The sequence below is a fragment of the Streptomyces lancefieldiae genome, assembly GCF_031845825.1.
GTDB lineage: Bacteria > Actinomycetota > Actinomycetes > Streptomycetales > Streptomycetaceae > Streptomyces > Streptomyces lancefieldiae.
The window spans coordinates 22,852-48,584 of the sequence record NZ_JAVRFH010000018.1 but is presented as its reverse complement, the minus strand read 5'-3'; the positions used below and the strand labels follow the sequence as shown (position 1 = coordinate 48,584).

At 71.7% G+C, this 25,733-nt stretch carries 19 protein-coding genes, 1 pseudogene and 1 riboswitch; of the genes and pseudogenes, 13 read left to right on the top strand and 7 right to left on the bottom strand.

The window, feature by feature from the left end:
* Nucleotides 1–133: 133 nt before the first annotated feature.
* The 3 genes from whiH to RM812_RS19235 all read left to right on the top strand — a co-directional run bounded on the left by whiH (nucleotide 134) and on the right by RM812_RS19235 (nucleotide 3,983).
* A complete protein-coding gene (whiH, locus tag RM812_RS19245) occupies nucleotides 134–1,021 on the top strand; it encodes a sporulation transcriptional regulator WhiH (RefSeq protein ID WP_311574029.1) in 888 nt (295 codons plus the stop codon).
* Nucleotides 1,022–1,463: 442 nt separating this feature from the next.
* Nucleotides 1,464–2,993 (top strand): RNA polymerase sigma factor, encoded by a 1,530-nt coding sequence (locus RM812_RS19240; protein ID WP_311574027.1) that lies wholly within the window; start codon nucleotides 1,464–1,466, stop codon nucleotides 2,991–2,993.
* A 135-nt stretch (nucleotides 2,994–3,128) separates the two neighbouring features.
* Nucleotides 3,129–3,983 (top strand): S1 family peptidase, encoded by an 855-nt coding sequence (locus tag RM812_RS19235; RefSeq protein ID WP_311574025.1) that lies wholly within the window; start codon nucleotides 3,129–3,131, stop codon nucleotides 3,981–3,983.
* Nucleotides 3,984–4,094: 111 nt separating this feature from the next.
* Here the strand turns inward: RM812_RS19235 and RM812_RS19230 are convergent, their stop codons facing one another.
* Complete coding sequence (locus tag RM812_RS19230; protein WP_311574023.1) at nucleotides 4,095–4,325, bottom strand: DUF7455 domain-containing protein; 231 nt, start codon at nucleotides 4,323–4,325, stop codon at nucleotides 4,095–4,097.
* Nucleotides 4,326–4,765: 440 nt separating this feature from the next.
* Between RM812_RS19230 and RM812_RS19225 the strand changes: the two genes are divergently transcribed.
* Both RM812_RS19225 and RM812_RS19220 read left to right on the top strand, forming a co-directional pair.
* Complete coding sequence (locus RM812_RS19225; protein ID WP_311574022.1) at nucleotides 4,766–6,889, top strand: DNA gyrase/topoisomerase IV subunit B; 2,124 nt, start codon at nucleotides 4,766–4,768, stop codon at nucleotides 6,887–6,889.
* A 53-nt stretch (nucleotides 6,890–6,942) separates the two neighbouring features.
* Nucleotides 6,943–7,260, top strand: a pseudogene (locus RM812_RS19220) (hypothetical protein); the annotation flags it as partial.
* On the opposite strand, the gene RM812_RS19215 reads toward RM812_RS19220, so the two are convergent.
* The 4 genes from RM812_RS19215 to RM812_RS19200 form a co-directional block, all read right to left on the bottom strand.
* Nucleotides 7,236–7,916, bottom strand: coding sequence for a response regulator (locus RM812_RS19215; protein WP_311574020.1), 681 nt, complete (start codon nucleotides 7,914–7,916; stop codon nucleotides 7,236–7,238). The pseudogene RM812_RS19220 and the gene RM812_RS19215 sit on opposite strands and share 25 nt — an antisense overlap.
* Nucleotides 7,913–9,583, bottom strand: coding sequence for a sensor histidine kinase (locus RM812_RS19210; protein ID WP_311574018.1), 1,671 nt, complete (start codon nucleotides 9,581–9,583; stop codon nucleotides 7,913–7,915). Before RM812_RS19210 ends, RM812_RS19215 begins: the two co-directional genes overlap by 4 nt.
* A gap of 112 nt (nucleotides 9,584–9,695) precedes the next feature.
* Entirely contained in the window at nucleotides 9,696–10,640 is a 945-nt protein-coding gene (locus tag RM812_RS19205; protein ID WP_311574016.1) for a sucrase ferredoxin, read from the bottom strand.
* A 240-nt stretch (nucleotides 10,641–10,880) separates the two neighbouring features.
* Nucleotides 10,881–11,108, bottom strand: coding sequence for a hypothetical protein (locus RM812_RS19200; RefSeq protein ID WP_311574014.1), 228 nt, complete (start codon nucleotides 11,106–11,108; stop codon nucleotides 10,881–10,883).
* Nucleotides 11,109–11,430: 322 nt separating this feature from the next.
* On the opposite strand from RM812_RS19200, the gene RM812_RS19195 reads away from it, so the two are divergent.
* Complete coding sequence (locus RM812_RS19195) at nucleotides 11,431–12,579, top strand: CobW family GTP-binding protein (protein WP_311574012.1); 1,149 nt, start codon at nucleotides 11,431–11,433, stop codon at nucleotides 12,577–12,579.
* Here the strand turns inward: RM812_RS19195 and RM812_RS19190 are convergent.
* The gene (locus RM812_RS19190; RefSeq protein WP_311574010.1) at nucleotides 12,576–15,032 is read right to left on the bottom strand and encodes a DNA gyrase/topoisomerase IV subunit A; all 2,457 of its coding nucleotides are present in this window, start codon (nucleotides 15,030–15,032) and stop codon (nucleotides 12,576–12,578) included. The genes RM812_RS19195 and RM812_RS19190 overlap by 4 nt on opposite strands.
* 291 nt (nucleotides 15,033–15,323) lie before the next feature.
* On the opposite strand from RM812_RS19190, the gene RM812_RS19185 reads away from it, so the two are divergent.
* The 4 genes from RM812_RS19185 (at nucleotide 15,324) to RM812_RS19170 (ending at nucleotide 20,095) form a co-directional block, all read left to right on the top strand.
* Nucleotides 15,324–16,691, top strand: a complete 1,368-nt coding sequence (locus RM812_RS19185) for a M16 family metallopeptidase (RefSeq protein ID WP_311574008.1) — start codon at nucleotides 15,324–15,326, stop codon at nucleotides 16,689–16,691.
* Nucleotides 16,688–18,076, top strand: a complete 1,389-nt coding sequence (locus RM812_RS19180) for a M16 family metallopeptidase (RefSeq protein ID WP_311574006.1) — start codon at nucleotides 16,688–16,690, stop codon at nucleotides 18,074–18,076. Before RM812_RS19185 ends, RM812_RS19180 begins: the two co-directional genes overlap by 4 nt.
* Nucleotides 18,077–18,266: 190 nt before the next feature.
* A riboswitch (cyclic di-AMP (ydaO/yuaA leader) is annotated at nucleotides 18,267–18,431 on the top strand.
* Nucleotides 18,432–18,443: 12 nt separating this feature from the next.
* Nucleotides 18,444–19,208, top strand: a complete 765-nt coding sequence (locus RM812_RS19175) for a M23 family metallopeptidase (RefSeq protein WP_311574004.1) — start codon at nucleotides 18,444–18,446, stop codon at nucleotides 19,206–19,208.
* Between the two features lie 188 nt (nucleotides 19,209–19,396).
* Nucleotides 19,397–20,095, top strand: a complete 699-nt coding sequence (locus tag RM812_RS19170) for a GntR family transcriptional regulator (protein WP_311574002.1) — start codon at nucleotides 19,397–19,399, stop codon at nucleotides 20,093–20,095.
* 124 nt (nucleotides 20,096–20,219) lie between these two features.
* On the opposite strand, the gene RM812_RS19165 is transcribed toward RM812_RS19170, so the two are convergent.
* Complete coding sequence (locus tag RM812_RS19165) at nucleotides 20,220–20,501, bottom strand: HPr family phosphocarrier protein (protein ID WP_053138275.1); 282 nt, start codon at nucleotides 20,499–20,501, stop codon at nucleotides 20,220–20,222.
* A gap of 177 nt (nucleotides 20,502–20,678) precedes the next feature.
* Here RM812_RS19165 and RM812_RS19160 point away from each other — a divergent pair, with 177 nt between their 5' ends.
* The 3 genes from RM812_RS19160 (at nucleotide 20,679) to RM812_RS19150 (ending at nucleotide 25,716) form a co-directional block, all read left to right on the top strand.
* On the top strand, nucleotides 20,679–23,864 hold the full coding sequence (locus RM812_RS19160; protein WP_311573999.1) for a bifunctional acetate--CoA ligase family protein/GNAT family N-acetyltransferase: 3,186 nt from the start codon (nucleotides 20,679–20,681) through the stop codon (nucleotides 23,862–23,864).
* A 62-nt stretch (nucleotides 23,865–23,926) separates the two neighbouring features.
* Nucleotides 23,927–24,523: a DUF5998 family protein gene (locus RM812_RS19155; protein WP_311573997.1), complete on the top strand. Its 597-nt coding sequence runs from the start codon at nucleotides 23,927–23,929 to the stop codon at nucleotides 24,521–24,523.
* Nucleotides 24,523–25,716 carry an alkaline phosphatase family protein gene (locus RM812_RS19150; protein ID WP_311573994.1) on the top strand — a complete coding sequence of 398 codons (1,194 nt, stop codon included), beginning with the start codon at nucleotides 24,523–24,525 and terminating at the stop codon, nucleotides 25,714–25,716. Before RM812_RS19155 ends, RM812_RS19150 begins: the two co-directional genes overlap by 1 nt.
* Nucleotides 25,717–25,733 lie beyond the last annotated feature (17 nt).

Sequence of the window (25,733 nt, the reverse complement as noted above, 5' to 3'; positions counted from 1 at the left end):
TGTGCGCAACTCCCCGGGGAAAGCACATTTCTTTCCGATAAGGCGTCAATTGCGACGGGGTGAGCGATCACCCTTTCGTGTGCTTTTCACCAAAGCCCTCAAGGCAGTTGAAGGCGACGCCGACAAAGGATGCGTGACTACCCTTGCGCACTCCATGATGACCGCCGCCCGTTCCGCCGACTCCGGCCTCGTGAACCCGGGCGAACTCGACCGCTACCCCTACGCCGAGACGCCCGCCGTCGACCGCGTCGGGGCGCCCGCCTGGGAGGGGGCGGAGCCCGAACTGGGCCGCGTGGGCCGGCGCACCGCGGGCAGCCGTGGCCGTGGACTGCACGGGCAACTCGTCCAGCAGTTGGGGCAGATGATCGTTTCGGGCGATCTGGGTGCCGACCGCCCGCTGGTGCCCGAGGAGATCGGTCAGCGTTTCGAGGTGTCCCGTACCGTTGTCCGCGAGTCCCTGCGTGTGCTGGAGGCCAAGGGCCTGGTCAGTGCCCGCCCGAACGTCGGCACGCGGGTGCGCCCCGTCAGCGACTGGAACCTGCTCGACCCGGACATCATCGAGTGGCGTGCCTTCGGGCCGCAGCGCGACGACCAGCGCCGTGAGCTCAGCGAGCTGCGCTGGACGATCGAACCGCTCGCCGCGCGCCTCGCCGCCGGGCACGGGCGGGAGGACATCCAGCAGCGCCTGTCCGACATGGTCGGGATCATGGGGCACGCCATGGGGCAGGGCGACGCGCTCACCTTCTCGCGTGCCGACGCCGAGTTCCACGCGCTGCTCATCCAGATCGCGGGCAACCGCATGCTGGACCACCTGTCCGGGATCGTGTCCGCCGCCCTCCACGTCTCCGGCGGGCCGGTCACGGGATGTGACCGGCCGAACGACGTCTCCCTGGCGCAGCACGGCAGGATCGTCGAAGCCCTCGCCACGGGGGACGGCGCGGCGGCCGAGGCGGCCATGCGTCAGCTCCTGACCGTCCACCCCGAGGTGGAGCGTGTGGTGCCCGCACCGCGCGACCACTGACCGCGTTCCGCCGGAACGGCGTGGGCCGGGTGCTCCAGATCCCTCCTATGGCAGTGGCCGGCCGGGACGCCGACGCCGCGGACCCCGCGGAATCCTCGGCGATTCCGCGGGGTCCGACGGTGTGATGAGAGGCTGAGCCTCCTTGTGTGACCGGGAGCCCTCGGCGCGACCGGGCATCCATCGGTGACCGTTTTCATCCCTGTATGGCAGATTTTGATAGCTTACGGGGTGTGACTCGGGCCACTCGGATTGGGCGTAACGCTCGTGGGAACAACGCGATGACCTAAGAGGTGACAGCCGCGGAGGGAATACGGACGCCGTTCATGGCGCTGTGCTTCTCCCCGGCCCGCCCGCGCCGTCGGCCCACTCCCAAGCCGGCGGTCGGCTCCTGTCCGCCCGGACGGGGCCGGAAGCCGTTTTCCAACGTTCCGAGAGGTTGTTCGTGTCGGCCAGCACATCCCGTACGCTCCCGCCGGAGATCGCCGAGTCCGTCTCTGTCATGGCGCTCATTGAGCGGGGAAAGGCTGAGGGGCAGATCGCCGGCGATGACGTGCGTCGGGCCTTCGAAGCTGACCAGATTCCGGCCACTCAGTGGAAGAACGTACTGCGCAGCCTCAATCAGATCCTCGAGGAAGAGGGTGTGACGCTGATGGTCAGTGCCGCAGAGCCCAAGCGCACCCGAAAGAGCGTCGCAGCGAAGAGTCCCGCCAAGCGCACCGCCACGAAGACGGTCGCGGCGAAGACGGTGACCAGCAGGAAGGCCACCGCCCCCGCCACCTCGGTGGCGTCCGCCACCGACCCCGCCGGCGAGGAAGAGGCCACCGCCAAGAAGGCTGTGGCCAAGAAGACGACCGCCAAGAAGGCGACGGCGAAGAAGACGACCGCCAAGAAGACGGCGGCCAAGAAGACGACCGCCAAGAAGGAAGACGGCGAGCTTCTCGAGGACGAGGTGATCGAGGAGCCGAAGGCGACGGACGAGCCCGAGGGCACCGAGAACGCGGGCTTCGTGCTGTCCGACGAGGACGAGGACGACGCCCCGGCCCAGCAGGTCGCCGCGGCCGGTGCCACCGCCGACCCGGTCAAGGACTACCTGAAGCAGATCGGCAAGGTCCCCCTCCTCAACGCCGAGCAGGAGGTCGAACTCGCCAAGCGCATCGAGGCGGGCCTGTTCGCCGAGGACAAGCTGGCGAACTCCGACAAGCTCGCCCCCAAGCTCAAGCGCGAGCTGGAGATCATCGCCGAGGACGGCCGCCGCGCCAAGAACCACCTGCTGGAGGCCAACCTCCGCCTGGTCGTCTCCCTGGCCAAGCGCTACACGGGTCGCGGCATGCTCTTCCTGGACCTCATCCAGGAGGGCAACCTCGGTCTGATCCGCGCGGTGGAGAAGTTCGACTACACCAAGGGCTACAAGTTCTCCACGTACGCGACCTGGTGGATCCGGCAGGCGATCACCCGCGCGATGGCCGACCAGGCCCGCACCATCCGTATCCCGGTGCACATGGTCGAGGTCATCAACAAGCTCGCGCGCGTGCAGCGCCAGATGCTCCAGGACCTGGGCCGCGAACCCACCCCGGAGGAGCTGGCCAAGGAACTCGACATGACCCCGGAGAAGGTCATCGAGGTCCAGAAGTACGGTCGCGAGCCCATCTCGCTGCACACCCCGCTGGGCGAGGACGGCGACAGCGAGTTCGGTGACCTCATCGAGGACTCCGAGGCCGTCGTCCCGGCCGACGCGGTGAGCTTCACGCTCCTGCAGGAGCAGCTGCACTCCGTCCTGGACACCCTGTCGGAGCGCGAGGCCGGCGTCGTCTCCATGCGGTTCGGTCTCACCGACGGTCAGCCGAAGACCCTCGACGAGATCGGCAAGGTGTACGGCGTCACGCGTGAGCGCATCCGCCAGATCGAGTCGAAGACCATGTCGAAGCTGCGCCACCCGTCGCGCTCGCAGGTGCTCCGCGACTACCTCGACTAGGACGCACTCGTACGACCACGAAGGCCCGGACCCCTCAGTCGGGGGACCGGGCCTTCGCGCTGAGCAGCGGGTGCGCACCGCCGCGGGCTGAATCACTGTGGGTGTCCCAAGACCACCTCAAGGTGAGGAGCCTGCATGCGTGGCCTCGTTGCCCGGGCACTGGCCCGGCCGCTGGTCCTGGCGGCCGCGGCCACCGCGATGTCCCTGGTGCCCGCCGCTCCCGCAGCCGCCGACAGCATCGTCGTCGGGGGCTTTCCGGTCGATGTGTCCGAGAGCCCGTGGACCGTCGCCCTGTCCAGTCGTGACCGGTTCGGAGGCACGCGGGCGGGACAGTTCTGCGGGGGAGTGGCCGTCGGCCGGACAACCGTGCTCACGGCGGCCCACTGCCTGGGGGAGGAGGTTCTCGGCTCTCCACCCGAGCAGGTGCGCGACCTGAAGGTCATAGCAGGTCGTACTGATCTGCTCTCGGACCAGGGGCACGAGATCCCCGTCCATGACGTCTGGGTCAACCCGGCACACGACGACGTCACGAACGCCGGTGACTTCGCGGTTCTCACCCTGGCCGAAGCCCTTCCGGCCGACTCGGTCATAGGGATGGCGGCGGCCGGCGACCCCGCGTACGGACCGGACACGGGAGCGCTCGTGTACGGATGGGGGGACGCCTCGGGCGCCGGGGACTACGCGAACGGCCTGCGCGCGGCACGCGTGCGGGTGCTTCCCGACGCGGACTGTGAGCGGGCGTATCCCGGAAGTGATGACGGGCGGTATCTCGCCGGCACCATGCTGTGCGCCGGTGAGCGGGCCGGTGGGCGCGACGCCTGCCAGGGGGACAGTGGTGGACCGCTGGTTGCCGGGGGAAGACTCATCGGACTCGTGTCCTGGGGGAGTGGCTGCGGGCGCCCGGGCAACCCCGGGGTGTACACGCGCGTCTCCGCCGTTCTGCGGACGCTTGGCTGGGACCCTGCCGCGGGGCAGCCCAAGGGAGCCTGACGGCCTCTGAGAGCTTGCTGGGCACGAGCACGGGCGGCCGCCTCCGGACTGCGGAGGCGGCCGCCCGTTCATCGGCCTGTGCCGGGCTGGCTCGTCGTCGGGCGCGTAAGGTCAGCGATCTTCCTCGGTGGAAGATGCCGGAACGGCCGTCAACCGCTCCGTCTCGTCCTGTATCTCAGCGGCGATCTTCTTGAGTTCCGGCTCGAACTTGCGCCCATGGTGGGCGCAGAAGAGCAGTTCTCCGCCGCTCAGCAGGACGACGCGCAGGTATGCCTGGGCGCCGCAGCGGTCGCAGCGATCAGCGGCCGTTAGCGGGCTTGCGGAAGTCAGAACAGTAGTCACGTCGCCTCTTCTCTAGCTCGACGAGCTGTCGTACCAGGGTCAACATCCAACCAGCCCCAAAACGTTCCCGCTCGTGGCTTTTCCTCGAAAAAAACTTCCGAGGGGCCGGCTGTTGCCGGTTGGCGGCGAATGTGCCGTATTGCGTGTCTGTGTGTCGTACGGGTTCGCGCAGTCGGTCAGTGTCGGTCCCGCCGGCCGGGTTGCCGGTTTGTTCATGAGGACGTGCCCGGAGCCTAAATGGTTCATGCCTCGAAGGGAACGTGATGTGTACTTCACCCCATCGAGGGATCGAACAAGCATGCGATGCTGGACTAGGGTGTGTTCTCCGCGAGGGTGGCGTTACAACGGCTCTACCAGGCCTCGGTACCCTCTGAGCGGTGAACCGAGCCGCGCCTTTACCCAGCGGGGCCCCATCTGAAATTCAGCGAGGAGCGAACCGCGTGACCGCCGAGACATCCGTGCCGTCCACTGCGCTGCTGGCAGGAGCAGACCGGGACGGATCCAACTACACCGCGCGGCACCTGCTCGTCCTCGAAGGGCTCGAGGCCGTACGCAAGCGTCCGGGCATGTACATCGGATCGACCGACAGCCGTGGCCTGATGCACTGCCTCTGGGAGATCATCGACAACTCCGTCGACGAAGCTCTCGGCGGTTACTGCGACCACATCGAGGTGATCCTCCACGACGACGCCTCGGTGGAGGTCCGGGACAACGGCCGCGGCATCCCGGTCGACGTCGAGCCCAAGACCGGCCTGTCCGGCGTCGAGGTCGTCATGACCAAGCTGCACGCCGGCGGCAAGTTCGGAGGCGGCTCGTACGCCGCCTCCGGCGGTCTGCACGGTGTCGGCGCCTCCGTGGTGAACGCCCTGTCCGCCCGGCTGGACATCGAGGTGGACCGCAACGGGCACGCCCACGCCATCAGCTTCCGGCGCGGCGTCCCGGGCGCGTTCACCGGTGCGGGCCCGGACGCCAAGTTCGAGGCCAAGAGCGGACTGCGCAAGGCCAAGAAGATCCCCAAGAGCCGTACCGGCACGCGCGTGCGCTACTGGGCCGACCGCCAGATCTTCCTCAAGGACGCCAAGCTCTCCCTGGAGACGCTGCACCAGCGTGCCCGCCAGACGGCTTTCCTGGTGCCCGGACTGACCATCGTCGTCCGCGACGAGTTCGGACTCGGCGACGGCGGAAGCAAGGGCGAGGAGTCCTTCCGCTTCGACGGCGGCATCAGTGAGTTCTGCGAGTTCCTGGCCAGTGACAAGCCCGTCTGCGACGTCCTCCGCTTCAGCGGGCAGGGCAGCTTCAAGGAGACGGTGCCGGTCCTGGACGAGCACGGCCAGATGACGCCCACCGAGGTCACCCGAGACCTCGGTGTCGACGTCGCGATGCGCTGGGGCACCGGTTACGACACCACCCTCAGGTCGTTCGTCAACATCATCGCCACGCCCAAGGGCGGCACCCACGTCGCCGGCTTCGAGCAGGCGGTCGCGAAGACGATGAACGAGGTGCTGCGCGCCAAGAAGCTGCTGCGCGTCGCCGAGGACGACATCGTCAAGGACGACGCCCTGGAGGGCCTCACGGCGGTCGTGACGGTCCGCCTCGCCGAGCCCCAGTTCGAGGGCCAGACCAAGGAGGTCCTCGGCACCTCGGCGGCTCGCCGCATCGTGAACAACGTGATCAGCAAGGAACTCAAGGCGTTCCTGACCTCCACCAAGCGTGACGCCGCCCAGCAGGCTCGTGTGGTCATGGAGAAGGCCGTCGCCGCGGCGCGAACCCGCATCGCCGCCCGCCAGCACAAGGACGCCCAGCGCCGCAAGACGGCTCTGGAGTCCTCCTCGCTGCCCGCGAAGCTCGCCGACTGCCGCAGCGACGACGTCGATCGCAGCGAGCTGTTCATCGTCGAGGGCGACTCCGCGCTCGGTACGGCGAAGCTCGCCCGGAACTCCGAGTTCCAGGCGCTGCTGCCGATCCGCGGCAAGATCCTCAACGTCCAGAAGTCGTCCGTGACGGACATGCTGAAGAACGCCGAGTGCGGCGCCATCATCCAGGTCATAGGGGCCGGGTCCGGCCGCACCTTCGACATCGACGCGGCCCGCTACGGCAAGATCATCATGATGACCGACGCGGATGTGGACGGCTCCCACATCCGTACGCTCCTCCTGACCCTGTTCCACCGCTACATGCGCCCCATGGTGGAGGCGGGCCGGGTCTTCGCCGCGGTGCCGCCGCTGCACCGCGTCGAGCTCGTCCAGCCGAAGAAGGGCCAGGACAAGTACGTCTACACGTACTCGGACCGCGAGCTGCGCGACAAGCTCATGGAGTTCCAGAACAAGGGCATCCGGTACAAGGACTCCATCCAGCGGTACAAGGGCCTGGGTGAGATGGACGCCGACCAGCTGGCCGAGACGACCATGGACCCGCGGCGCCGTACCCTGCGCCGGATCAACCTCACCGATCTGGACTCCGCCGAGCAGGTCTTCGACCTGCTGATGGGCAACGACGTCGCTCCTCGCAAGGAGTTCATCTCCAGCTCGGCGGCGACGCTGGACCGGTCGCGCATCGACGCGTAGCCGTCGAGCCGGCCAGGGGCCCGGCCCCGGGCCGGCTCGGAGTCCGACCCATTTTCGCGGTGCCAGCGGCCGCCTTCTTCGGGTGGTACGTCGCCTGCGTGGTGACCGCCACGACGGCGCCCGCGCCGATGGCCCGGCCGATGGCCCGGCCGATGGCCCGGCCGATGGCCCGGCCGATGGCCCGGCCGGTGGCCGGGGCGGTGGACGTGGCGATGCTCGCGAGGCTCGGGCAGTTCCTCGCCATGTCCCTGCTCACCTGGGCGTACGCCCGGCACGTCGGGCAGGTACCGGGCCGCGCCCGAACTGCGCCGCGCAGGAGGCGGCGGCGCGGTGGGTGCGGCCCTGCTCAGGCACGGGTCGCCCACTCGTAGCGGTGCTCCGGACGGCCCGCGTCGCCGTACTTGAGGGTCAGCCTGGCCCGCCCCGTGCGCTCCAGGAGCTTCAGATAGCGCTGCGCGGTCTGGCGGCTCACCCCCGTCCGCTCCGCGATCTCCTGCGCGGAGAGGGGGCCGTCCGCCTTCAGCAGGCACTGGCGCACGAGCTCGGCCGTGGTGGGGGAGTGCCCCTTGGGCAGTCCCGGCTCCGACGGCGCGGACAGGGCACCGAAGATGCGGTCGACCTCCGCCTGCTCCGCCTCGCCACCGCCGTCCAGCGTACGGCGCAGCTCCGCGTACGCCTCCAGCTTGGCGCGCAGCCCCGCGAAGGCGAACGGCTTGACCAGGTACTGCAGAGCGCCCTGGCGCATGGCCGCCTGGACGGTCGACACGTCCCGCGCGGCCGTCACCATGATCACGTCGGCCTGGTGGCCTCGCCGCCGCATCTCCTGGACGACCTCCAGACCGGTCTGGTCGGGCAGGTAGTGGTCCAGCAGGACCAGATCGATGCGGGGCAGCGTCTCCACGCTGCGCAGCGCCTCCAGCGCGCTGTGTGCCTCACCGGCGACGTGGAAGCCCGGCACCTTCTCGACGTAGGCGGCGTTGACCCGCGCGACCCGCGTGTCGTCGTCCACCACCAGGACCTCGATCATCGGGACTCCTCCTCGGCAGCGGTGTTCACGGGGACGGTGAGGGCGGGCTCCGGATCCGGTTCGGCCAGCGCCTCGGGCAGGACGACGACGAACTCCGCGCCCCCGCCGTGCGCCTCGCCGACGGTGGCGCTGCCTCCCTGGCGTTCGGCCAGCCTGCGCACCAGGGACAGCCCGATGCCGCGCCGACGGTGCGCCGGTGCCTGCTTGGTCGACCACCCCGCCGTGAACACCAGTTCACGGTGGTCCGGCGGGATCCCGGGCCCAGTGTCGCGCACCCTCAGCGTCGCGGCGCGCCCCTGCGCACGCAGTTCGACCTCCACGCGCGCGTGCGTCGCCCCCGCGACGGCGTCGAGCGCGTTGTCGACCAGGTTGCCGACGATCGTGACGAGCCCCCTGGGATCCACCAGACGGTCCGGCAGCCGCGTCCGCTCCGACACCCACAGGGTGACTCCGCGTTCGGCCGCGACGGTCGCCTTGCCGACCAGCAGGGCGGCGAGGAGGGGGTCCTGGATCCTCTCGGTGATCTGCTCCGCGGTCGCCCGGTGGTCGCCGACGACCTCGCCGACGAACTCCACGGCGTCGTCGTACATCTCCAGCTCGAGCAGCCCCAGCAGGGTGTGCATGCGGTTGGCGTGTTCGTGGTCCTGTGCGCGCAGGGCGTCGATCAGGCCGCGCGTGGAGTCCAGCTCCCGGCCGAGCTGCTCCAGCTCCGTGCGGTCGCGCAGGGTGGCGACGGCGCCGCCGTCGTCGGTCGGCATCCGGTTGGCGACCAGGACCCGCTGGCCGCGCACGGTCAGCAGGTCGGTTCCGGTCACCCGGCCGGCCAGGACGTCGGCCGTGCGTCCCGCGCCGAGCGCCTCGTCGGGGGTGCGGCCGACGGCCTCGGCGCCGATGCCCAGCAGGCGCTGCGCCTCGTCGTTGAGCAGGCGTACCCGGCCGCCGCGGTCCAGGGCGACGACGCCCTCCCGGATGCCGTGCAGCATGGCCTCCCGCTCGGCGAGCAGGCCCGCGATGTCCGAGAAGGCCAGGTCCCGGGTCTGCCGTTGCACCCGGCGCGAGATCAGCCAGGCGGCCAGCGCGCCCACGGCCAGGGCGCCACCGGCGTACGCGAGCAGGCCGGGAATGGCGTGGATCAGCCGGGCCCGGACGCTGTCGTAGGCGATGCCGACCGAGACCGCCCCGACGATGTCGCCGTCGCCGTCGCGCAGGGGCACCTTGCCGCGTGCGGAGCGGCCCAGGGTGCCGTTGTCGATCTCCATGACCTCACGTCCGGACAGGGCCTGCCCGGGGTCGGTCGAGACGACGTCACCGATCCGGTGCGGGTCGGTGTGCGACCAGCGCACGCCGAGCCGGTCCATCACGACGACGTACTCCGCCTTCGTGGCCTTCCGGACCCGTTCCGCCTCCTGCTGTACCGGACCGTCCGGCGTCGGCCGGGTGCCCCGCAGGTCCCGCACGACCTGCGGCTGCTGGGCGGTGGTCTGCGCGATCGCGAGCGCCCGGCGCATCGCCTGGTCGTCCAGCTGGTCACTGAGCGGAGCCAGGAACAGCCCGGTCGCGAGCACCGCGACTCCCGCGGCGATCGCCAGCTGCATCAGCAGCACCTGCGAGAACACCCGCCGCGGCAGCCCGAGGCGCCGACGGCGTACGGGGGGAGTGGAGCTCATACCCATGACGGTACGGGGGAGCGGGCGGCAGCCCATAGCGGGGTGTGGCGCAGATCTCCGATCGCCTGCGGAGGCGCAGGCCGGGCCGGACGACGCCCGCCCGAGATGAAGGTCAGCCGGCGAACGCCGCCGCGACCGACAGCTCGCGCACCGCCGTGACCTCCATCCGCGCCGGCGAGCCCAGCACCGACGCCCCGCAGCTCTCCGCACGGGGCGGCGCCGACGCGCCCTGGGCGACGGTGACCCGCCAGTGCCGGCCGTCGACGTGGGCCACGGTCACCTCCCAGTGCGGCGCGGTGCCGTCCGTCCGCACGACGCTCAGCGCCTGGGCCGCCTGCTCGCCCGACGCCGAGCGCACGGCCAGCTCGGCCGCCTGCCCCGGGCGCTCCCACGCGGAGTTCCCACGACAGTCCTCGACGACGATCCGCCCCTCCCGCACACCGTGCAGGATCTCCTTGACGGCGTGGGCCCCGACCCGGCCGTACGCGTATCCGTGGGGCAGCACGAGCACGGTCGGAGAGAAGCGGTGACCACCCAGATGGGTGACTTCCCAGACGCCGTCGGCGCCGGACGCGGCGAGCTCGGCCGCCAGCGGCCGGCCGAGGAGCGCGCAGCAGCGGTCGCGCTTGCCGTTGGTGCAGACGAGAGCGAGCGGATCACCCAGGTGGGGACCGCCCGCGAGGACCGAGTCGAACGCACGGTGATCGCCCCTGCCGAGCGCGGCGAAATCGAGGTCGAGCAGTCGGCGCGGGTCCGTGAGTGTGGCGCTGCGCAGCCACACGGCCCCCGGCACGGTGTGCGCGGCGTACACCCGGCGCTCGGCGGGGGCGCCGTGGTCCGCGTGGCGCCCGGGCCGCCGGATCAGTGCGAGGCGTACGCCCGTACCCTTGACCGCCGCCTCGAGGGCGCGCCCGAGCGCGGGATCCAGGTGGCTCGAGGTGAGCGCCTTGGCGCCCCAGGGGCCCGGCTGTTCGAGCAGCAGCCAGGTCCTCGCGACGGGTGCGGTGCCCGAGACGGGCTCGTCGAGGTACCGGGAGACGGTTGAGCACGTACTCACAGAGGTGAGCCTAACCTGACTTGCGTCGCGACGACTTCCAGCCGCGCCTGAACGCTGCTCCGGCGGCGGCGGGGGCGGCCTCGGGCCAGGGCGGAGCCCGCGACGCGGGAGGCCTGGTGCCGTTCGGGCGCCAGGCCCGGTCGAGCGAGCGTCGAGCAAGGACGGGGTGCCGGGCTGCTCGCCGGTGGGGGCGTCCGGCACGGGTGACGGTGGGTGCGGCCGGAGACGCGGGTGGTGATGTCAGGCGTCGGGGATGTCCGCCTTGGCGCGGATCAGGGTGCGCTGCTGGTGCTGCAGCGACTTGCGGCGGAACGCCGGCTCCGCGAACTCCAGTCGTCGCACCTGCAGACGTGCGGTCTCGAGTCGCCGCCGATGTGCGGCCGGTGTCAACCCGGCCGTGGCGAGCAGCATCGTCCCCGCTGCCGCGGAGCCGGTCCTCCCCGTGAACTTCTTCCGTGGCCATGTCAACCCCGAATCAGGCGACCGCCCGCCGGTCGTCGAGTGCGGGCCGGCTGACGGGGACCGGCGAGCGATGGGCGGCGCTGTCGCCTCCCGGGTGCCGAGCGGCGCTGACCGGCGGGGAGGCGGAGAGGAGGCGCACGGAGGGAAGCGAGGGTCGCACAGTCCGGCGCCGTGCAGAACGTCTGCCCAGCAAGTGGCGCTGACAACCGTTCACTCCGCGAGCACTCGGCGAGCACTTCGTCGGCTCGTATCCTGAACAGGCAGTTCCGTACGTGAGCGCACGCCTTCCCACGGACGGCGTGCGCGTAGGTGAGAGAGAGGTCGCACGGTGGGGCAGGGCCCGACTCCGCAGCAGATCCCGGTCGTCGTTCTCGCCGGATTTCTCGGCTCCGGAAAGACCACACTCCTCAACCACCTCCTCCACCGCAGCGGAGGCAGCCGGATCGGCGCCATCGTCAACGACTTCGGCTCGATCGAGATCGACGCGATGGCCGTCGCCGGCGCCCTCGGCGACTCCACCGTCTCGCTCGGCAACGGGTGCCTGTGCTGTGCCGTCGACGCGAGCGAACTCGACGGCTACCTGGAGCGGCTCGCCCGGCCCGATGCCGGCATCGACGTCATCGTCATCGAGGCCAGCGGTCTCGCCGAGCCGCAGGAACTCGTGCGCATGCTCCTGGCCAGCGAGCAGCCGGAGGTCGTCTACGGCGGGCTCGTGGAGGTCGTCGACGCCGCCGAGTTCGACGACACGCGCGCGAGGCACCCCGAGATCGACCGGCACCTGGCGCTGGCCGACCTGGTCGTGGTCAACAAGACCGACCGGGCCCCGGACGCCGAGCGGGTGCTCGCCCTCGTCCGCTCGCTCAGCGACCGCGCCGCGGTCGTGCCCGCGACCTACGGCCGCATCGACCCCGAGTTCCTCTACGACTGCCGGCCGAGCGAGGAGCGTGTGGGGCAGTTGTCCTTCGACGACCTGCACGACCACTCCGCGCACGGTGCGGATGCCGAGCATCTGCACGCTGCCTACGACACCCTGTCGTTCGTCTCCGAGGTTCCCCTCGACCCGCGTCGGCTCATGCGGTTCCTCGACAGCCGGCCGGAGGGCCTGTACCGGATCAAGGGGTACGTCGACTTCGGTCCGAACGACCCGCGGAACCGGTACGCCGTCCACGCGGTCGGGCGCTTCCTGCGTTTCCACCCGGAAGCCTGGACGCCCGCCGAAGCCCGCCGCACCCAGCTGGTCCTCATCGGCTCCGGCATCGACGCGCCGGCCCTCGGCAAGGAACTCGACGCGTGCCGCAGTGACGTCCCGTACGCCGACGAGCGCGGCATGTGGGGCGTCCTGCGCTACGTACCGGACCCGGACGACGGCGGGGACGGACGGGACCCCGCTGACGAGGACCCGGACGACGAGGCGGCCGACGAGGACCTGGCTGACGAGGGCCCGGACGGGCGGGATCCCGCGGATCCGTCGGCCTAGGCCGGGCCCGCCACCACCGACACCGTCTTCGGCAGTGACACGCCCGAGCCGTCGCGGCGCGGGTCGACGTCCGGGAGCTGTGCCGGGGTGCCGTTCTTCTGCGCGGCGAGCGCCGGGGTGGCGCCCACCCAGGCGAAGGCCAGGCAGTCCTCCCCCTTCAGGAACCGCTGGCAGCGCACACCACCCGTGGCGCGGCCCTTGCGCGGGTACTGGTCGAACGGCGTGAGCTTGGCCGTGGTCTGCACGGAGTCGTCCAGCGTGCCGCGCGAACCGGCGACCGTGAAGACCACCGCCTCCGCGGCCGGGTCCACCGCCGTGAAGGAGATGACCTTCGCGCCGTCGGTGAGCTTGATGCCCGCCACACCACCCGCCGGGCGGCCCTGCGGGCGGACCTGCGAGGCCTGGTAGCGCAGCAGCTGCGCGTCGTCGGTGATGAAGACCAGGTCCTCGTCGCCGGTGCGCAGCTCGGCTCCACCGACGATCCGGTCGCCCTCCTTGAGCGTGATGACCTCCAACTCGTCCTTGTTGGACGGGTAGTCGGGCACCACGCGCTTGACGACACCCTGCTCCGTACCGAGCGCCAGGCCGGGCGAGGACTCGTCCAGTGTGGTCAGGCAGATCACCGACTCGTCGTCCTCCAGGGACACGAACTCCGCCAGCGGCGCGCCCCCCGAGAGGTTCGGCGTCGGCATGGACTCCGGGAGCTGGGGCAGATCCACGACGTTCACCCGCAGCAGACGCCCGGCGGACGTCACCACGCCGACCTCGCCGCGCGCCGTGGCCGGTACCGCCGAGACGACCAGGTCGTGCTTGACGCGCTTGGCGCCGGCGTCCGGGGCGAAGGGCTCGTCGGTCGCGGTGCGGGCCAGGAGACCGGTGGAGGACAGCAGCACCCGGCACGGGTCGTCCGCCACCTGGAGCGGCACGGCGGCCACCTGGGCACCGGACGACTCCAGCAGCACCGTACGCCGGTCGGTGCCGAACTTCTTCGACACCGCGGCCAGTTCGGCGGAGACCAGCTTGCGCAGCTCGGCGTCGGACTCCAGGATCCGGGTCAGCTCCTCGATCTCCGCGTTGAGCCGGTCCTTCTCCGCCTCCAGCTCGACGCGGTCGTACTTGGTGAGCCGCCGCAGCGGCGTGTCCAGGATGTACTGCGTCTGGACGTCGCTCAGCGAGAAGCGTTCCATCAGGCGCTGCTTGGCCTGTGCGGAGTTCTCGCTGGAGCGGATGAGGCGGATGACCTCGTCGATGTCGATCAGCGCGGTGAGCAGGCCCTCGACCAGGTGCAGACGGTCGCGGCGCTTGGTCCGGCGGTACTCGCTGCGGCGCCGTACGACGTTGAAGCGGTGGTCGAGGTAGACCTCCAGCAGTTCCTTGAGGCCCAGGGTGAGGGGCTGGCCGTCCACCAGGGCGACGTTGTTGATGCCGAAGGACTCCTCCATCGGCGTCAGCTTGTAGAGCTGCTCCAGGACCGCCTCCGGCACGAAGCCGTTCTTGATCTCGATGACCAGGCGCAGTCCGTGCTCGCGGTCGGTGAGGTCCTTGACGTCGGCGATGCCCTGCAGCTTCTTGGAGCCGACGAGGTCCTTGATCTTGGCGATCACCTTCTCCGGGCCGACGGCGAAGGGCAGCTCGGTGACGACCAGGCCCTTGCGGCGGGCGGTCACCGTCTCCACGGATACCGTCGCGCGGATCTTGAAGGTGCCGCGTCCCGTCTCGTAGGCGTCCCGGATGCCGGGCAGGCCGACGATCCGGCCGCCGGTGGGCAGGTCGGGGCCCGGGACGTGCTTCATCAGGGCTTCGAGGTCGGCGTTCGGGTACCGGATCAGGTGCCGGGCGGCCGCGATCACCTCGCGCAGGTTGTGCGGCGGCATGTTCGTGGCCATGCCGACGGCGATGCCCGACGCGCCGTTCACCAGGAGGTTCGGGAAGGCGGCGGGCAGGGCCGCCGGCTCCTGCTCCTGGCCGTCGTAGTTGGGGGCGAAGTCGACGGTGTCCTCGTCGATCGACTCCGTCATCAGGCTGGACGCCTCGGCCATCCGGCACTCGGTGTACCGCATGGCGGCCGGCGGGTCGTCGTTGCCCAGCGACCCGAAGTTGCCGTGGCCGTCGACCAGGGGCACGCGCATCGAGAACGACTGGGCCATGCGCACCAGCGCGTCGTAGATCGACGCGTCGCCGTGCGGGTGGAGCTTGCCCATCACCTCGCCGACGACGCGCGCGCACTTGACGTAGCCGCGCTCGGGGCGCAGGCCCATCTCGTTCATCTGGTACACGATGCGGCGGTGCACCGGCTTGAGGCCGTCGCGGGCGTCCGGCAGGGCGCGGGAGTAGATGACCGAGTACGCGTACTCGAGGAAGGAGCCCTGCATCTCGTCGACGACGTCGATGTCGAGGATCTTCTCCTCGTACGAGTCGTCGGGCGGCGGGGTCTTCGTACTACGGCGGGCCATCGCTGCCGGCTCCTTGCTGAAGCGTGAACGGTGATCTGACGCGGTCCATTGTGGACCGCGGCACTGACAGCGACCGACCAGGACCCGTCACGGGCTGCCCGGCCGCCCGGGGCTGCCCGCAGCGTACGCCCTCGTGTCCGGCGGCTCGCCAACCCCTTTCTCGCTCTCGGCGTACGAGAGCCGGGAACTCCACCGGTGGCCCGCACGCTTGCATACAGTGGCAGGATCGGTGGGAATTCCGCAGTTCCGCCCAATGATTCCACTTAGGTTTCCGCGATCGAAGGGACGTACATGCCCATGGGTCACACGGCCACAGCCCAGGCAGGCTCCGGCGGCCTGACAGCGACCGAGCACCGCCTGGCCAACGGCCTGCGCGTGGTGCTCTCCGAGGACCACCTGACCCCGGTCGCGGCGGTGTGCCTCTGGTACGACGTCGGCTCCCGTCACGAAGTCAAGGGGCGTACCGGCCTGGCTCACCTTTTCGAGCACCTGATGTTCCAGGGCTCCGCCCAGGTCAAGGGCAACGGCCACTTCGAGCTGGTGCAGGGCGCCGGCGGCTCGCTCAACGGCACCACCAGCTTCGAGCGCACCAACTACTTCGAGACCATGCCCGCCCACCAGCTGGAGCTCGCCCTCTGGCTGGAGGCCGACCGCATGGGCTCGCTGCTGGCCGCCCTGGACGACGAGTCCATGGAGAACCAGCGGGACGTCGTCAAGAACGAACGCCGCCAGCGCTACGACAACGTGCCCTACGGCACGGCGTTCGAGAAGCTGACCGCCCTCGCCTACCCGGAGGGGCACCCGTACCACCACACGCCGATCGGCTCGATGGCCGACCTGGACGCGGCGACGCTGGAGGACGCGCGCGCGTTCTTCCGGACCTACTACGCGCCGAACAACGCGGTGCTGTCGGTCGTCGGCGACATCGACCCGGAGCAGACGCTCGCCTGGATCGAGAAGTACTTCGGCTCCATCCCCTCGCACGACGGCAAGCAGCCCCCGCGGGACGGTTCGCTGCCGGACGTCATGGGCGGGCAGCTGCGCGAGGTCGTCGAGGAGGAGGTCCCGGCCCGTGCCCTGATGGCGGCCTACCGCCTGCCGGAGGACGGCACGCGCGCGTGCGACGCGGCCGACCTGGCCCTCACCGTCCTGGGCGGCGGCGAGTCCTCCCGCCTGTACAACCGGCTGGTGCGGCGCGACCGCACGGCCGTGGCCGCCGGGTTCGGCCTGCTGCGGCTCGCCGGGGCGCCCTCCCTGGGGTGGCTGGACGTGAAGACGTCCGGTGACGTCGAGGTGCCGGTCATCGAGACCGCCATCGACGAGGAGCTCGCCCGGTTCGCCGAGGAGGGTCCCACGGCCGAGGAGATGGAGCGCGCCCAGGCCCAGTTGGAGCGCGAGTGGCTCGACCGCCTCGGCACGGTCGCCGGCCGCGCCGACGAACTGTGCCGGTACGCCGTCCTGTTCGGCGACCCGCAGCTCGCCCTCACCGCCGTGCAGCGGGTGCTCGAGGTGACGGCCGAGGAGGTCCAGGAGGTCGCCAAGGCCCGCCTGCGCCCCGACAACCGCGCGGTGCTCGTCTACGAGCCCACCGCCCCCGCCGACGAGACCGCCGCCGACGAGACCGACGCCACCGACGAGAACGAGGAGGCGGCCAAGTGACCGAGCTCGCCACCATGGAATTCCACGCGCAGCCGCAGGCCGGTGAACCCAAGCCGTGGGCGTTCCCGGCCCCCGAGCGCGGCAGTCTCGCCAACGGCCTCACCGTGCTGCGCTGCCACCGCCCCGGCCAGCAGGTCGTCGCCGTCGAAGTACTCCTCGACGCACCTCTGGACGCCGAGCCGACCGGTCTCGACGGCGTCGCCACGATCATGGCGCGCGCCTTCTCCGAGGGCACCGACAAGCATTCCGCGGAGGAGTTCGCCGCCGAGCTGGAGCGTTGCGGCGCCACCCTCGACGCGCACGCCGACCACCCCGGCGTCCGGCTGAGCCTGGAGGTGCCGGCCTCACGTCTCGCCAGGGCACTCGGCCTGCTCGCCGACGCCCTCAGGGCGCCCGCGTTCACGGACAGCGAAGTGGAACGGCTGGTCCGCAACCGCCTCGACGAGATCCCGCACGAGCTGGCCAACCCCTCCCGCCGCGCGGCCAAGGAGCTCTACAAGCAGCTGTTCCCGGCCGAGGCGCGCATGTCGCGCCCGCGCCAGGGCACCGAGGAGACGGTCGCGAGCATCGACTCGGGAGCCGTACGCGCCTTCTACGAGAAGCACGTCCGCCCCGCCACGGCCACCGCCGTGGTCGTCGGCGACCTCACCGGCGTCGACCTCGACGCGCTGCTCGGCGACACGCTGGGCGCGTGGACCGGCTCCGCCGCCGAGCCGCGCCCCGTGCCCCGGGTGACCGCCGACGACACCGCCCGGGTCGTCGTCGTGGACCGCCCCGGAGCGGTCCAGACGCAGCTGCTGATCGGGCGCACCGGCGCCGACCGGCACGACCGCGTGTGGCCCGCGCAGGTGCTCGGCACCTACTGCCTGGGCGGCACCCTCACCTCCCGCCTGGACCGCGTCCTGCGCGAGGAGAAGGGATACACCTACGGCGTACGGGCTTTCGGCCAGGTCCTGCGGTCCGCCCCCGACGGCACGGGCGCCGCCCTGCTCGCCATCAGCGGCTCCGTCGACACCCCCAACACCGGCCCCGCCCTGCAGGACCTGTGGACGGTGCTGCGCACGCTCGCCGAGGGCGGACTCACCGACGCCGAGCGCGACGTCGCGGTGCAGAACCTGGTCGGGGTGGCGCCGCTGAAGTACGAGACGGCGGCGGCCGTGGCGAGCACGCTGGCCGACCAGGTCGAGCAGCACCTGCCCGACGACTACCAGGCCACGCTCTACCGCCAACTCGCCGCCACCGGCACCGTGGAGGCCACGGCGGCGGTGGTGAACGCCTTCCCGGGGGACCGACTGCTGACGGTCCTCGTCGGTGACGCGGCGCAGATCAAGGAGCCCGTCGAAGCCCTCGGCATCGGCGAAGTGACCGTGGTGGCCGCCGAGTAGGGCACACGAGCGCGGCGGCCCTGGTGACGAATGCGTCACCAGGGCCGCCTTTTGTCCGAATTGAGGGAGTGGCTGCCTGTCTGCCCTGTGGCATGCGCTACAAAAAGCCTGTTGCGTTTGAGGATTGAAGGCAGCCGCGTTTAGCGTCGTCCGGGCTGTTCGTCAGGCAGTGCGCCGCACCCGCGGCACCGGACAGTCATCGCCGAGTCCCCGTACGGCGCGAGCCAGGGGAGCCGGGGACCCATCGCAGTCCCTGGGGTGAATCGGATGCCCGCGCGTGCAGCGAGGGGGTCCGTAGGAGACCTTCCTGCTCCGAACCCGTCAGCTAACCCGGTAGGCGAGAGGGAAGGAAAGGAACAGCCTCTACATGGCGTTCACGCGCGCCACCGGGAAGCACCGCCGTCCCAGCCGGGTGCACCGCACCACCGCCCGCGCGGCGGGTGTCGCGGCCCTCGCCACCACCGGCGTCGTCGGCACCCTCGCGGCTCCGGCGCTCGCCGCCGAGTCCGAGGCGGAGCAGAGCGGACTCACCCCGGTCGTCACCATCGGCGACTCCGTGGCCGACGAGATCGACGCCCAGGCCGCCGCGCAGAAGCAGGCAGCCCTGGACGCAGCCGCCCGAGAGGCGGCCGAGGAGGCCGCGCGCGAGCGGGCGGCCGAGGCGGCGAAGGAGGCGCGCGAGGCCAAGGAGCGCGCCGCGCGTGAGGCGGAGCGCGAGCGCCTCAACACCTTCGTGTCGCCGATCACCGCCTCCTACGTCTCCACCGCCTACCGGGCCGGCAGCTCCCTGTGGTCCTCCGGCAGTCACACCGGCATCGACTTCCACGCCTCCAGAGGCACCTCCGTGCACGCCGTCGGCGTCGGCACGGTCGTCGAGGCCGGCTGGGGCGGCGCGTACGGCAACCAGGTCGTGATCAAGATGCACGACGGCACCTACACCCAGTACGGCCACCTGTCGTCCATCGGCGTCTCGGTGGGCCAGTCGGTCGTCCCGGGCCAGCAGATCGGCCTCTCCGGCGCCACCGGCAACGTCACCGGACCGCACCTGCACTTCGAGGCCCGCACGAGCCCCGAGTACGGCTCGGACATGGACCCCGTCGCCTACCTCCGCTCCCACGGCGTGAACGTGTGACGACGGACGGTACGGCAACCGAAAGCCCCGGCTCCCCGAGCCGGGGCTTTCGGATTTCCGGGCGCGGTGCTGTCCAAAAAATATCCATGAAATCCGCCGCGCCGTCCGAATGCCAGCCCCATTGGCCTAGAGTCACGGAACACACGTCCATCGTCGACGTTTCACGGGGATTAAGACGGAGGTCGGTCATGCGTATTCCGGCGCACTCGGTGTGCACGGCGATCCGGGACGACATCGTCGCCGGCGTCCACGGGCGGGGCAGCCGGCTCACCGAGGAACTCCTCGCCCGCAACTACGGCGTCTCCCGCGTCCCCGTCCGCGAGGCGCTGCGTACGCTGGAGGCCGAGGGGTTCGTGGTGACCCGGCGGCACGCGGGCGCGTGCGTGGCGGAGCCGACCGCACAGGAGGCCGCCGACCTGCTGGAGACGCGTACGCTCCTGGAACCCCTCGGCGCCTCCCGGGCCGCCCGGCGCCGCACCGAGGCCCACCTGAAGGTACTGCGCGGGCTGGTCAGGCTGGGACAGGAACGCGCCAGGCGGGGCAGTGGCGAGGACCTGCGCTCACTGGGCGGCTGGTTCCACGAGACCCTCGCGCAGGCCGCCGGCAGCCCCTCCCTGACGGCGCTGCTGACCCAACTGCGCCACAAGATCGCCTGGATGTACGTCGTGGACGCGCCGACCGGACCGGTGGAGTACTGGGCGGAGCACGGCGCGATCGTGGACGCGGTGGCCCGGGGCGACGCCGAGCGCGCGCGGGCGCTCATGGCACTGCACACCGAGCGGTCCGCGCCGGCGCACCGCTTGCGGTTCGCCTCCGGCGGTGAGCAGCGGGCGGGGCGTGTGAGGAACTCGCAACGTCCCGTAAACATGTCGAGCCCGCGGCATTAACACGGGCACCGTATACAAAAGAGGAGTCAATTTCGGGGGCTATTTCCTGCTGCCCGGAAAAGGGGAAAACGAAAGGCCCGCCCCGTGGTCCGGTCCGGGGTGGGCCTTTCGGTGCTGCTGTCGCTCAGACGGTCTCGGGGAGTTCCTCGAGGCCCTCGGAGACCAGCTTCGCCAGCCGCTCCAGGGCGGCGTCCGCACCCTCGGCGTCGGAGGCGAGGACGATCTCCTCGCCGCCCTGGGCGCCGAGGCCGAGGACGGCCAGCATGGAGGCCGCGTTGACGGGGGACCCGTCGGCCTTGGCGATCGTCACCGGGACGCCTGTGGCCGTGGCGGCTCGGACGAAGATGGAGGCGGGGCGGGCGTGGAGACCCTCGGCCCAGCCGACGTTGACGCGGCGCTCAGCCATGTGATGCTGCCCTTCAGGTGTTCAGGGTTGTCTAGACCAGTTTCCCACATCGTGAAGCATGCCCGGACGGACACGCTCTGCGGGGGTGGTGGCCGTCGGACCGCGGCCTCGGCCCGACCTTCCGTCCCCACAGACTGCCTCGCGCCGTTGTCGCACGCGAGCCGTACTCTGGGGCCCATGCAGACCTCGTCGGACCGGCACGAGTATCCCGCCCACTGGGAAGCCGACGTGGTGCTGCGCGACGGCGGCACCGCGCGCGTCCGCCCCATCACCGTTGATGACGCCGAGCGCCTGGTCAGCTTCTACGAGCAGGTCTCCGACGAGTCGAAGTACTACCGCTTCTTCGCGCCGTACCCTCGCCTGTCCGCCAAGGACGTCCACCGCTTCACGCACCACGACTTCGTGGACCGGGTGGGACTCGCGGCCACGATCGGCGGCGAGTTCATCGCCACCGTACGCTACGACCGCATCGGCGCGGGTGGAACGTCCGCGTCGTCCCACCCGTCGCCCACCACCACCCTTGCCGGAGGGCGCTTCGCGCCCGCCCCTCCCGTCTCCGACGAGGCCGAGGTCGCCTTCCTCGTCCAGGACGCGCACCAGGGGCGCGGCGTCGCCTCGGCGCTCCTGGAACACATCGCGGCCGTCGCGCGTGAGCGCGGCATCCGCCGCTTCGCCGCGGAGGTGCTGCCCGCCAACACCAAGATGATCAAGGTGTTCATGGACGCGGGGTACACCCAGAAACGCAGCTTCGAGGACGGCGTGGTCCGCCTGGAGTTCGACCTCGAACCCACCGACCGCTCGCTCGCCGTGCAGTACGCGCGCGAACACCGCGCGGAGGCGCGGTCCGTTCAGCGGCTGCTCCAGCCCGGCTCGGTGGCGGTCGTCGGCACCGGCCGCGCGCCGGGCGGCGTCGGCCGCAGCATCCTCGGCAACATCCGTGACGCGGGCTACACCGGCCGGCTGTACGCCGTGAACAAGGCCTTCCCCGAGGAGCGCGGGGAACTCGACGGGGTGCCCGCGCGCCGCTCGGTGCGCGACATCGACGGGCCCGTCGACCTCGCCGTCGTCACCGTGCCCGCGGAGCACGTCCCCGAGGTCGTCACCGAGTGCGGCGAACACGGCGTGCAGGGCCTGGTGGTGATCTCCGCCGGGTACGCCGACAGCGGCCCCGAGGGACGTGAACGCCAGCGCGCCCTCGTACGGCAGGCGCGCTCGTACGGCATGCGGATCATCGGACCCAACGCCTTCGGGATCATCAACACCTCCCCGCGGGTACGGCTCAACGCCTCCCTCGCCCCCGAGACGCCCCGCCCCGGCCGGATCGGCCTGTTCGCCCAGTCCGGCGCGATCGGCATCGCCCTGCTGTCCCGGCTGCACCGGCGCGGCGGCGGGGTCACCGGCGTCACGGGCGTGTCGACCTTCGTCTCGTCCGGCAACCGGGCCGACGTCTCCGGCAACGACGTCCTGCAGTACTGGTACGACGACCCGGAGACCGACGTCGCCCTGATGTACCTGGAGTCCATCGGCAACCCGCGCAAGTTCACGCGCCTGGCCCGGCGGACCGCCGCCGTCAAGCCCCTGGTCGTGGTGCAGGGGGCCCGGCACGGCGGCGTGGCACCGCAGGGGCACGCGGTACAGGCGACACGGCTGCCGCACGCGACGGTCTCGGCCCTGCTGAGGCAGGCCGGCGTGATCCGCGTCGACACCATCACCGACCTGGTCGACGCGGGACTGCTGCTCGCCCGCCAGCCGCTGCCGGCCGGACCGCGGGTGGCGATCGTCGGGAACTCGGAGTCACTGGGACTGCTGACGTACGACGCGTGTCTCTCCGAGGGGCTGCGACCGCGCCCTCCGCTCGACCTGACGACGGCGGCGTCGCCGGAGGACTTCCACGCCGCCCTCTCCAGGGCGCTGGCCGACGACACGTGCGACGCGGTGGTGGTGACCGCGATCCCGACCGTGGGGGAGGGGTCGGCCGGCGACACGGCCCTCGCGGAGGCGCTGCGGTCGGCGGCGTCCGCGGCGCCCGGCAAGCCCGTCCTCGTGGTGCACGTGGAGCTGGGCGGGCTGGCGGAGGCCCTGTCCGCGGCGGCGAGCACGGCACCACAGGTCACCCCGCCCACCGAGCCGCAGGCTGCCCCGCCAGCCGAGCCGCAGGCTGCCCCGCCAGCCGAGCCCCGGGCCGCCGTGGCCCCCGAGCCCGGGGGCCCGTCCGCGGAGAGCCGGACAGCTGCGGCCTCCGGGTCCCGGGCGGCCCCGCCCGCCGGGCCCCGGCCGGCCGTGGCTCCCGACCCGAAGGATGCGCAGCCCTCCGAGCCCCGGGCGGCCGTGGCCCCCGAGCCCGGGGCGGCTTCGGCCGCGGAGGCGGAGGCGCCCAGGGAGGCACAGGCGGTGCCGCCCGGCGGGCTCCGGACGCCCCCGCCCCCCGCGGCGGGTGCCGCCCAGCCGACGGCTCCCGTGCGGCGGCCGCCCGCCGAACCCGTCGGGGCTCCGGACGGAGCCCACCTCATCCCCGCCTACCCCGCCGCCGAACGCGCCGTCCGCGCCCTCGCGCAGGCGGTCTCCTACGCCCAGTGGCGCCGCGACGCCGCCGACCCCGGCAAGGTGCCGGAGTACGAGGACATCGACGAGAAGGGCGCCGCCGAGCTCATCACCGGCCACCTGGCGCGCGGGCAGGGCCTCACACTCGGCCCGCAGGAGACCTGCGAGCTGCTCGGCAGGTACGGCGTCCACGTCCACCGCGCGCTGCCCGCCCCCACCCCCGACGACGCCGTCGCCGCCGCGCGGACCCTCGGCTACCCCGTCGCCCTCAAGGCCACCGCCCCCCACCTGCGTCATCGCGCCGACCTCGGCGGCGTACGCCTGGATCTCGCGGACGAGGAACAACTGCGGCGGTCGTACGCCGAGTTGACCGAGCTGTTCGGCAAGTCCGAGGAGCTGCGTCCGGTGGTGCAGGGCATGGCCCCGCGCGGCGTCGACACGGTCGTGCGGGCGGTCATCGACCCGGCGGCCGGCGCGGTGCTCTCCTTCGGGCTGGCCGGGGCCGCCACCCAGCTGCTCGGCGACATGGCGCACCGGCTGGTCCCGGTCACCGACCGGGAGGCCACCTCGCTCGTCCGCTCGATCCGCACGGCCCCGCTCCTCTTCGGCTGGCGCGGCTCGGCCCCGGTCGACACCGCCGCCCTGGAGGAGCTGCTGCTGCGGCTCTCCCGGCTGGTCGACGACCACCCGGAGGTCGTCGCGGTCACCCTGGAACCGGTCGTCGTCGCCCAGCGCGGCCTGAGCGTCCTCGGCGCGTCCGTCCGCCTCGCGCCCCCGCCCGCCAGGGACGACCTCGGCCCGCGGACCCTGCCGGCGTACTGACCGCGCACGGACCGGCCGGGGGATCGCACGAGCGTGCCGCGCAGTCATTGGGTCCCCGTAGGATGGACGGCATGGCCAAGACCAGTACGACGACCCAGGGGCTGCGAGCGGCGATCGAGCGCAGCGGCTACTACCCGGCCCTCGTGGCCGAGGCGGTGGAGGCCGCCGTGGGCGGCGAGCCCGTCCGGTCGTACCTGGTCCATCAGGAGACGACGTTCGACCAGAACGAGGTGCGCCGGCACGTGACCGTGCTGGTGCTCACCGGCAACCGCTTCATCGTCAGCCACACCGACGAGCAGGCCGCCGACGACACGTCCCCGACGCCGTACGCCACGACGTCCACGGAGTCGGTCAAGCTCGGCCGGATCTCGTCCATCGTCGTCAGCCGCGTGGTCGCCAACCCGGAGAAGTACAAGCCGGGCACACTGCCCCGCGAGATCGTGCTGACCATCGGCTGGGGCGCCGTCTCCCGCCTCGACCTTGAGCCGGCCGCCTGCGGCGACCCCAACTGCGAGGCGGACCACGGCTACACCGGAAGCTCGACGGCCGACGACCTCAGCCTGCGTGTCAGCGAGGCCGGGGACGGCCCGGAGACGGTGCGCCAGGCGCTCACCTTCGCGCAGGCCCTCTCCGAGGCGACCGCGGACTCCGCCCGCTGATGGTGCAGACCGCCGCCTGGGACACCCACCCGGAACCGCTCCCCGTCGACTCCGCCCCCGTACCCGAGTACGGCGCCGGCTCGCTCGCCGACCTGCTGCCCACGCTGGCCGCCGGCCTCGGCGTCCCCGGCATGACCGCGGGGATCACCGAACTGACCCCCGCCGACCGGAACTGCGTGTTCCTGATCGACGGCCTCGGCTGGGAGCAGCTGCGGGCCCACCCGGACGAAGCCCCCTTCCTGAACTCCCTGATCGGCAGCTCACGCGGTGGAACCGGACGTCCGATCACCGCCGGCTACCCGGCGACCACCGCCACCTCCCTCGCCTCCGTCGGCACCGGTCTGCCGCCGGGCGCCCACGGCCTGCCCGGCTACACCGTGCGCAATCCGGCCACCGGCGAGCTGATGAACCAGCTGCGCTGGCAGCCGTGGACCCCACCGGGCGCCTGGCAGCCGTACCCGACCGTCTTCGGCCTCGCCCAGCAGGCCGGCGTGCACGCCGCCCAGGTCTCCTCGCCGACCTTCGCGAACACCCCGCTGACCAAGATCGCCCTCAGCGGCGGCACCTTCCACGGCCGCCTCTCCGGCGAGGACCGCATGGACCTCGCGGCCGAGCAGCTGGCCGCCGCCGACCGCGCCCTCGTCTACACGTACTACGCCGAGGTCGACGGCGCCGGCCACCGCTACGGTGTGGACTCCGACACCTGGCGCGGCCAGCTGATGCACGTCGACCGGCTGGCCCAGCGCCTCGCCGAGCAGCTGCCCCCGCGCAGCACCCTCTACGTCACCGCCGACCACGGCATGATCGACGTGCCCTTCGACGAGGACCACCGCATCGACTTCGACGAGGACTGGGAACTGAAGGCGGGCGTCGCCCTCCTCGGCGGCGAGGGCCGCGCCCGCCACGTGTACGCCGTTCCCGGCGCCCACAACGACGTCCTGACCTGCTGGCGCGAGGTGCTCGGCGAGCAGTTCTGGGTGGCGTCACGGGACGAGGCGATCGCGGCGGGCTGGTTCGGCCCCCGCATCGACGACCGGGTGTACGACCGCATCGGCGACGTGGTGGCCGCCGCGCGCGACGACGTCCTGCTCATCGCCTCGGAGCGGGAGCCGAGGGAGTCGGCGATGGTCGGAAACCACGGGTCGATGACCCCTGCCGAGCAGCTCGTCCCCCTGCTCGAAGTACGCTCCTGAAACTCTGCCCCCCATCC